This is a genomic window from Alkalibaculum bacchi (assembly GCF_937875145.1).
Taxonomy (GTDB): domain Bacteria; phylum Bacillota; class Clostridia; order Eubacteriales; family Alkalibacteraceae; genus Alkalibaculum; species Alkalibaculum bacchi_A.
In genome coordinates this window covers 1-7,676 of sequence record NZ_CALNCS010000228.1, presented here as the reverse complement: position 1 = coordinate 7,676, position 7,676 = coordinate 1, and the positions used below count along the sequence as shown (strand labels likewise).

The 7,676-nt window shown below is 39.1% G+C and carries 9 protein-coding genes; 2 read left to right on the top strand and 7 right to left on the bottom strand.

Annotated elements, in window-relative coordinates; genetic code table 11:
* Positions 1–100 precede the first annotated feature (100 nt).
* From Q7P22_RS13365 to Q7P22_RS13335, 7 genes are all read right to left on the bottom strand, one after another.
* Complete coding sequence (locus Q7P22_RS13365; RefSeq protein ID WP_303864922.1) at positions 101–559, bottom strand: PTS sugar transporter subunit IIA; 459 nt, start codon at positions 557–559, stop codon at positions 101–103.
* Positions 560–593: 34 nt separating this feature from the next.
* Positions 594–1,469, bottom strand: coding sequence for an ROK family protein (locus tag Q7P22_RS13360; protein WP_303864921.1), 876 nt, complete (start codon positions 1,467–1,469; stop codon positions 594–596).
* Positions 1,470–1,561: 92 nt separating this feature from the next.
* Positions 1,562–2,464, bottom strand: a complete 903-nt coding sequence (locus Q7P22_RS13355; protein ID WP_303864920.1) for a ketose-bisphosphate aldolase — start codon at positions 2,462–2,464, stop codon at positions 1,562–1,564.
* Between the two features lie 51 nt (positions 2,465–2,515).
* The gene (locus tag Q7P22_RS13350; RefSeq protein ID WP_303864919.1) at positions 2,516–3,391 is read right to left on the bottom strand and encodes a class II fructose-bisphosphate aldolase; all 876 of its coding nucleotides are present in this window, start codon (positions 3,389–3,391) and stop codon (positions 2,516–2,518) included.
* A gap of 92 nt (positions 3,392–3,483) precedes the next feature.
* A complete protein-coding gene (locus Q7P22_RS13345) occupies positions 3,484–4,572 on the bottom strand; it encodes a PTS fructose transporter subunit IIC (RefSeq protein ID WP_303864918.1) in 1,089 nt (362 codons plus the stop codon).
* A gap of 37 nt (positions 4,573–4,609) precedes the next feature.
* Positions 4,610–4,927: a PTS fructose transporter subunit IIB gene (locus tag Q7P22_RS13340; RefSeq protein WP_303864917.1), complete on the bottom strand. Its 318-nt coding sequence runs from the start codon at positions 4,925–4,927 to the stop codon at positions 4,610–4,612.
* Positions 4,928–5,168: 241 nt separating this feature from the next.
* The gene (locus Q7P22_RS13335) at positions 5,169–6,041 is read right to left on the bottom strand and encodes a MurR/RpiR family transcriptional regulator (RefSeq protein WP_303864916.1); all 873 of its coding nucleotides are present in this window, start codon (positions 6,039–6,041) and stop codon (positions 5,169–5,171) included.
* Positions 6,042–6,647: 606 nt separating this feature from the next.
* Here Q7P22_RS13335 and Q7P22_RS15050 point away from each other — a divergent pair.
* Together Q7P22_RS15050 and Q7P22_RS13330 are read left to right on the top strand one after the other, a co-directional pair.
* Positions 6,648–7,082, top strand: a complete 435-nt coding sequence (locus Q7P22_RS15050) for a tyrosine-type recombinase/integrase (RefSeq protein WP_369695542.1) — start codon at positions 6,648–6,650, stop codon at positions 7,080–7,082.
* A gap of 85 nt (positions 7,083–7,167) precedes the next feature.
* Complete coding sequence (locus tag Q7P22_RS13330; RefSeq protein ID WP_303864915.1) at positions 7,168–7,506, top strand: tyrosine-type recombinase/integrase; 339 nt, start codon at positions 7,168–7,170, stop codon at positions 7,504–7,506.
* Positions 7,507–7,676 lie beyond the last annotated feature (170 nt).

Below are 7,676 nucleotides of genomic sequence, written 5' to 3'. Positions count from 1 at the left end.
AATTATATATAATTATTTTTTTATAATTTTGGATTATTCATTTTAAATAATGCCATATCGTATTAGCTTCAATCTCCCATTTAAAATTCATATATATAATTTAGTCATCTTTTTCAAGTTCCATATTAATAGCATCTACAATACCTTGAGGATCCGATGTGCTACGTACTAGTTTTTTAAAATCATCATCCATTAGTAGAACAGCCGTCTTCGAAAGTAATTTAATATGTGTTGTACCTGCTTCACAATCAGGTACAAAAAGCGCAATAATTATATCTACTGGCTTATCATCAAAAGAGGGCCAATCCAATTTTTTATCATTTTTAAAAAGTATAATAGCGGCTTGATTAATTGCAGCACATTTTGCATGCGGTATTGCAAAACCCTCCGTCATCCCTGTTACACCTAATTTTTCCCTATCTAAAAAAGATTTATATACATCATCAGCATTATCTGTAATATGCAGCTGTTTAGCTCTATGCGATATTAATTGCAGAACTTCATAGCGGCTGTCTGCGCATTGATCTAGCATAATATTTTTACTTGATAAAAATTCCATTAGTAGTATCTCCTTATAATTAAATATACTAAAACTAAATATCACAAGCTTGACGAGCTAGTTCTACTGCCCCAAGAATACCTTGATCGCCATGACAACCAGGTGGTATAATATAATTATTGATACTATGAATCTCAGGTGTAGAAATATAACCACCCAAGCTTTCGAGGACCTTTCTTCTTATAAGAGGGAAAAGTTGCTTTTGATACATAACACCCCCTCCTAAAATAATTCGTTGAGGTGAATAACAAAGAATATATGTCGCTAGACCTTTAGCGAGATAAGAGCTTTCTAGATCCCACACCTCAAACTGCTTTGCTAGGTTTTCAGCCCTATTACCCCATCTAGACTCTATAGAAGGACCTGAAGCTAAACCCTCTAAACAATCACTGTGATAGGGGCAAACACTTTTACCTATATCATTAATCTCTTTAGTAATTCTAATATGACCTGCTTCAGGATGAAGCATTCCATGAAGAAGGTGCCCACGCACCATGACACCAACCCCAATACCTGTACCTACAGTAACATATACCACATGGTCAAGACCTTTTGCAGCACCAAACACCACTTCTCCTAAACATGCGGCATTAGCATCAGTGTCGTAACCAATAGGAACATGAAAACTTTCTGAGAGTGCATTAAGGAAATTAAAATGCCTCCAACCAACTTTTGGAGTATCCAGAATTTGTCCAAATCTGGGATCTTTAGGGTTAACGCAGGTTGGACCAAAAGCACCAATCCCAAGAGAGCCAATATTACGGCCTTTAAACCAAGCAATAATCTTAGGCAGGCAATCACTAGGTTCAGTAGTAGGAATTTCTCTCCTTTCTATTATGCTCCCCGCTTTATTACAGACAGCAAGGACCATTTTTGTTCCACCTGCTTCTATTGCACCAATCTTGTCCATTCCAAATACCTCTCAGAGCTACTTATACTGAAATTCCCAGTACAAGTAGCCCCATCAATTATGAAATTGATGGGGCTACTATTCAAAAAAATTTATACTAATTCGTTTCTCCATTGTTTAATTTGTGCTTGGCGATAAAGTGCAGCTTTACCAGTGCTATTAAAGAGATTCATTTTATGGAAAATAACTTTCTTACCTGATTCAATACATTCAGGAAATAGATTATTAGGATCCCATCCCGAGTTAGGTCTAGCAAGGACCTCGCGAGCTTTTGTAAAGAAAGCGCTCTTATAGTCAGACGAAATGTTAACTTTCTGTATTCCAATTCTCACAGCTTCTGCTACTTCAGAATCAGGATTACCAGAACCTCCATGGAGAACGAGCGGAATATCAACAACTTCCTTTATACTTTTTAAGACATCCATACGAAGTTTTGGAGTAACTCCCTTTGGATAAAGCCCATGACAAGTGCCTATTGCAACCGCAAGTGTATCAACTCCTGTCTTATTGACAAAAGTCTTTGCGTCTTCAGGATTCGTATATTTTACTTCAGTCATACCACCTTTAACGGTTTCACCTGTTTGACCAATAGTTCCAAGTTCACCTTCAACAGAAACATTAACCATATGACAATAACGAACTACCTCAGCGGTCTTCGCAATATTCTCTTCGAAAGGAAGAAGCGATCCGTCAAGCATAACCGAGCTAAAGCCATCGTGTACAGCACGCATAATAGATTGAATTGAATCGCCGTGATCCATATGTAAAACAAAAGGCACTGGGCTATTACTAATACGAGCAATCATATATTTAACAAAATCATCTTTGCAATAAGCAAGCTCCGTTGGATGAACAGCAATGATTGCAGGCGAGTCATTCTCCTCAGCAGCTTCAACAACCGTACGGAAAAGATTAGAGTCTGATACGTTATAGGCTCCCACCGCAAAATGATTCTCTTTGGCAACCCCAAGCATTTGATTCATGTTTAATAACATATTAGTTTTCTCTTTTCAAAAAAATTAAATAAAAAATTTCTTAAAATCAGACTAAAGTGCTTTATTCTTCGAACCGGCTAGATTAATATAATTTTCAATTACTTTTGAGGCTTCAAGATACGATTGATGCAAAAGTTCAGGATAATCGTAATTAGGGTTATCCCTTAGAGCTTTTATTAGAAAATTTCTTTGTGCAATCATGTAATCAGTTCCAACATTTATTTTATTAATACCATATTTAACGGATTTTCTAATATTATCTGCGCCAGATCCCGAACCCCCATGAAGAACTAAAGGAATTCCTGTTTCCTTTTTTATTTTATCAACAATTTCAAAGTGAAATGTTGGAGTATATCCTTCCGGATAATCACCATGTGTGGATCCATATGACACAGCAAGTGCATCTATGCCAGTCTTCTGGATAAATTTAATAGCAACATCTGGATCAGTGTACATTTTTGTCTCAGTGAAACCGGCACCGGCTCCAACAAGACCCATGTTGCCAACTTCTGCCTCTACACTTGCATTAAACTCTTGCGCAAATTCAACAATAGACTTAGTAATGGCAACATTCTCTTCAAATCGATATGAGGAAGCGTCAATCATCACACTAGAAAAACCTTCATGTAGACAGCGCTTAAGATGCGCAACATCACTTCCATGATCAAGGTTAATTGCAACGGGCACTGACACTTGCTGAGCCATTTTAATAATTGGTTTAACAATAACATCGCAATCAAAGTACTTTTTTACATGCTCTTGTAGAAGATCTATAATGATAGGTGAATGCATTTTAGATGCTGCATGAATTACACCTGATGCAGATTCAAGGTTAAAAGCATTGATGGCCATGACGGCATAGCCTTCTGCATTAGCTTTTCGTAGCATTTCACGCATAGAAACATACATTCGTTTGTTACCTCTCATTCGTCACTATATAAATAATTAAATTTTTATATTTTACTTCTTATCAAGTAGGTGTGAGGCCCTCGCTAAACCTCACACCTACTTATAAAGGCTTAACTAAAGCTGAGCCCAGAAAGATCAACCTCTTCTTCCTTCTCAACTTTTTTCTCCATGGCTGGGTCAATTTTCTTTTTAAGTAGAACAAGCATAATGGCAGTTACGCATGATCCAGCTGCAAGAGCAACAAGAGCCCACCCTGGATTTTTCATTGCAGGGACAACAAACATACCCCCAGAAGGGACCATAGACTCAACACCCATAGAGAATGCTATTGCACCACAAACAGCATCACCAAGAGCAGTAGATATAATGGTACGAACTAAATCGTTCATTGCAATAGGAATAACACCTTCTGTAATCATGCAAATGCCCATTGGGAAGGCTACTTTAATATTTTCAATCTCTTCCTTATAAAAAATTGGCTTATGAATCGCTTTGGAAAGAAGAAGTGCAAGTGTTACGCCAAATGGCGGTACCATAGATCCAAGCACTTTTACAGCCTCGGGCCCATAAATGCCATCAGCCATCATTCCATCACAAATTAAATTAGGAACTTTTGAGATTGCACCGCCATAATCAAGATGTTGAATGAAGCCAAGAATAAATCCATATGCAAATTTTTGACTCTGATCAAGCCCTTTAATAAAAGCAGTTAAACCAGCAGTTAAAGCTGCAATAGGCCCTCCAAGAACAAATACCATAATAAGGCCTGCAATAATTGCAGTTAATGTTGGAATAATCATCATTGGCATTAACGCTTGAGCCCACTTAGGCACTTTTAAATATGTCTCGAAAAAAAGTGCGATATAACCACCAATAATGCCGCCAATTAAACCGCCCAAAAACCCAGCACCAAGAAACGAGGCTACTTGTCCCATAAGAAACCCCGGAGCAAGTCCAGGCCTATCTGCTATTGCATATGCAATATAACCAGCAATAAATGAAGGTAATAGGCCCATACCAAAAACACCAATTGTAGTAAGTGCGTCTGGTACAGTAATCCCATCTAAACTAGTTACATCTTCTCCACCAGTAAGGTTGCCAATAGCAATCAAAAGACCCGAGGCAACAACTAATGGAAGAAGATACCCAATAGCAGTAAGAACTGGCGCTTTTATGCCTACCTTCTTCATTTTTGGCATCTTATCACACTTTCCTTTATAAAATTAAATTAAATATTTATATAGCTTTTTCTAATTCTCTATGAATTTTTGCAATAATCTGTTTTGGAGCTTTAATCGCAAGATCGGTAGAAATTTTCATAACTTTTTTATTTTTAAATCGGTCCATACCTTCTATATGCACATCAATACATAAAAGAACGCAATCCGCTTCCTTAATTTGATTAGCGGTAAGTTCATCTTCTGCTCCAATGGTCCCCTGAGTTTCCATGTGAATCTCATCGCCCATAGCTTCAGCGGCATTCACAATGGCTTTTTTTGCCATATATGTGTGGGCAATGCCGCTACAACAAGCGCACACACCAACTATTTTCATTTTTCCCCCTCTAAAATATCCCCCCAGTTTTCCTATCGATAACAGCAGCTTTTTCTACTAACGCCGGCGTCTGAAAACATGTTTCATGATAATATATTTTTTGAGATGATATTTCTTAGTAAACTGAATTTTCACGAACGGTAGCTTTGTCCGGTTAAGCGGGTTCAGTTCTATGGGAGTATTATAAATTCAATTATTTATGTATTTAACAAGCTAGCTAGGTAAAAATAATGTATGAATTTTAGTTAAAAGTCGGAAGATTTTCTTTATCTTTCCCGAGGCTCTTCTTTTCCATACGAACATATTCAGAAACATTTTTCCCATGAGCAAGAAGAAACATAAAAAGTGTTTCGACAATAAAATCTTCAGGCACATGAGTAGCAAATTGATGTCCTGTTAATAACTTGTCTCTTGAGACGGCAATTAATACAACATCAGCTCTTTTTGCTAATATTGACGCTGAGTTTGAGGTAATAAACAATATAGGTGTATCGCCATCCTCTGCGTTGTCAAAAATAGTCTCAAGACGATGCGAATAACCTGACGATGAGACAATAATTACTAGATCGTTGCTATGCAGCGAGAGCGACGCAAGAATCATAAGTTCGGTGTTAGCTGGACAATTTGTTCTCATACCAATTTGGTTAAGCCTAAATGCAAAGTTCGAACAGACCGGTATTGAATTTCCAACAGCTGCAAAAAGAATAGTATCCGAATCCATTATTAAATTGACCGCTTTATTAATACTTGCTTTATCTAATTGAGAAGCCGTACCAGTAAGCTCTTGAATCTTATTGCCTAAAATATAATTAATCGATGCATCAATATTATCAAGTGAGATCTCATTTACTGCCGGTACTTCTTCTTGTACTACTCCTGCTTGATCTGACGCAATCGCAAGCCGAAGATCAGAAAATCTTTCATACCCAACACGACGAACAAAGCGGGACACTGTAGCGCTAGATGTACCACTTTGAATCGCTATATCTCGGACAGACATAATTGCTACATCATCTAAATTATGAATAATAAAGTCAGCTACTTTTTTCTCTGTATCAGAAAGACTGTCGTATGATGTGCAAATCACATCAATAGTACTGGGATGTGAATTCATAAGAGCCTCAATCTAAGCAAGCTATTTTTAAAATATCTTTGTTGTTGAAACAGTGTTACAAATATCTATTATACTTAGAATCCTTAGAAATTATTTGACCTTTACTCGCAAAGATGAGCTACCCAAAATCAAAAAATATTTTTTTGTTATACCAATCTCTCCGAAATGATTGCCAATTTCCAAGCACAACTTTTAATCCATCTAACATGGAAAATAAAGTTTAATCGCTAAAGACAAAGAAAGATTTATGGTGGAAATTGTTCTTAAGATACTATGTGGTGAAAAAAATTAAACATAGTGGCGTTAAGAACAGCTTCCTATAATGCATTTCCCAGGGTTAAACAGAAGCACCAGAAGAAGAAGAAGAAGAAGAAGAAGGAAATATCCATTTAAAATCTGACCTAAGTATGGGAAAACTCACATGGAAGCTCACAGATGCCTCACACAAATATGCCCATAGGCTACTTGTAACGAATTTCATGATCAAAAATTTGTCTTAAGTCTTGACATAGGATCCGCTATAAAACCGATGAGTGCCACAGGATACAGACAAAAGTACTCTATTTACCGCACACATTCTACCCATAGCGCTAACAGATTGCCCATATGCTCACAAAACCAAGGGTGAGTATATGCTGGAAGAGTTTCCAGTTTTTATGCTTTTTCCTTATTATTTTCTCGTTGGTAGGTACAACTCTTGCTCACTACCACGCCTTCATAGCGCAGGTGCTAAAGCACGCCGTAGCGGTAGGGGATGTACTGCGCAACCCGCTCGGGGGCATGCGTGCGCCCAAGCGACGCCCCAAGCCTGTAAACTCACTTACTCCAGATAAGGTGGCAGAGGTAAGCACCAAGCTTAATAACATGGGCCCTACCCCACTTGCCATCGCCGCCCGCCTTGCCCTCATGACCGGCATGCGGCGAGGTGAAATATGCGCTCTACGCTGGCAGGATGTCAACCTTAGCAAACGACAGATCCACGTGGTACACGCCCTTTCTAAGGCCAAGGGCTTTGTAATGGATACCCCCAAGGTTTATTGAGAATTGGGAGGGGAAACGGGGGGCAAGACGCACCATCAGCTTCGGCCCCAGGCTTGCGAAGATCCTCGCCGAGCGCAAGGATGCCATGCGTGAGGAGCACGGGAAGCTCGCCGACTGGGATGAGTCACTCTTCGTCGTCGGAGATCCCGTGACTGGGGCTTTTTTCAACCCTCAGGTTCTGGGGCGAGAGTGGGCAATGCTTGCCCGTGCGGAAAACTGGAGGGGAACCCAGGGCGATATTGTCCACTTTCACGACCTCAGGCATACCTTTGCCACACTTGCAATAGCCAACCATGTAGACGTAATGACCGTGGCAGACCTCATGGGACACAAAGACGTGAGCACTACGCTCAATGTTTATGCCATAGCGCTGGAGGAGAGCAAGAGAGCCGCTATGGATGAGATGGATGCAATTCTTTCATAAACTACTTACACCTTTGCATTCCTCAATTACTCCTACACAGTCAAACATACGCGCGAAAAACTACTCTTAGACATCGAAACAGGACTGATGTCGATAAAAAATAAAATGTTTACTGCAGTGAAATTACCCCATTTTCGTTGACAGGCTTTAAGCCGCGATAGCGGCGTTTT

Coding starts and splice junctions, on each gene's coding strand:
- Q7P22_RS13365 (WP_303864922.1), bottom strand. CDS start 559: ATGGAATTTTTATCAAGTAAAAATATTATGCTAGATCAATGCGCAGAC.
- Q7P22_RS13360 (WP_303864921.1), bottom strand. CDS start 1,469: ATGGACAAGATTGGTGCAATAGAAGCAGGTGGAACAAAAATGGTCCTT.
- Q7P22_RS13355 (WP_303864920.1), bottom strand. CDS start 2,464: ATGTTATTAAACATGAATCAAATGCTTGGGGTTGCCAAAGAGAATCAT.
- Q7P22_RS13350 (WP_303864919.1), bottom strand. CDS start 3,391: ATGAGAGGTAACAAACGAATGTATGTTTCTATGCGTGAAATGCTACGA.
- Q7P22_RS13345 (WP_303864918.1), bottom strand. CDS start 4,572: ATGCCAAAAATGAAGAAGGTAGGCATAAAAGCGCCAGTTCTTACTGCT.
- Q7P22_RS13340 (WP_303864917.1), bottom strand. CDS start 4,927: ATGAAAATAGTTGGTGTGTGCGCTTGTTGTAGCGGCATTGCCCACACA.
- Q7P22_RS13335 (WP_303864916.1), bottom strand. CDS start 6,041: ATGAATTCACATCCCAGTACTATTGATGTGATTTGCACATCATACGAC.
- Q7P22_RS15050 (WP_369695542.1), top strand. CDS start 6,648: ATGCTCACAAAACCAAGGGTGAGTATATGCTGGAAGAGTTTCCAGTTT.
- Q7P22_RS13330 (WP_303864915.1), top strand. CDS start 7,168: ATGCGTGAGGAGCACGGGAAGCTCGCCGACTGGGATGAGTCACTCTTC.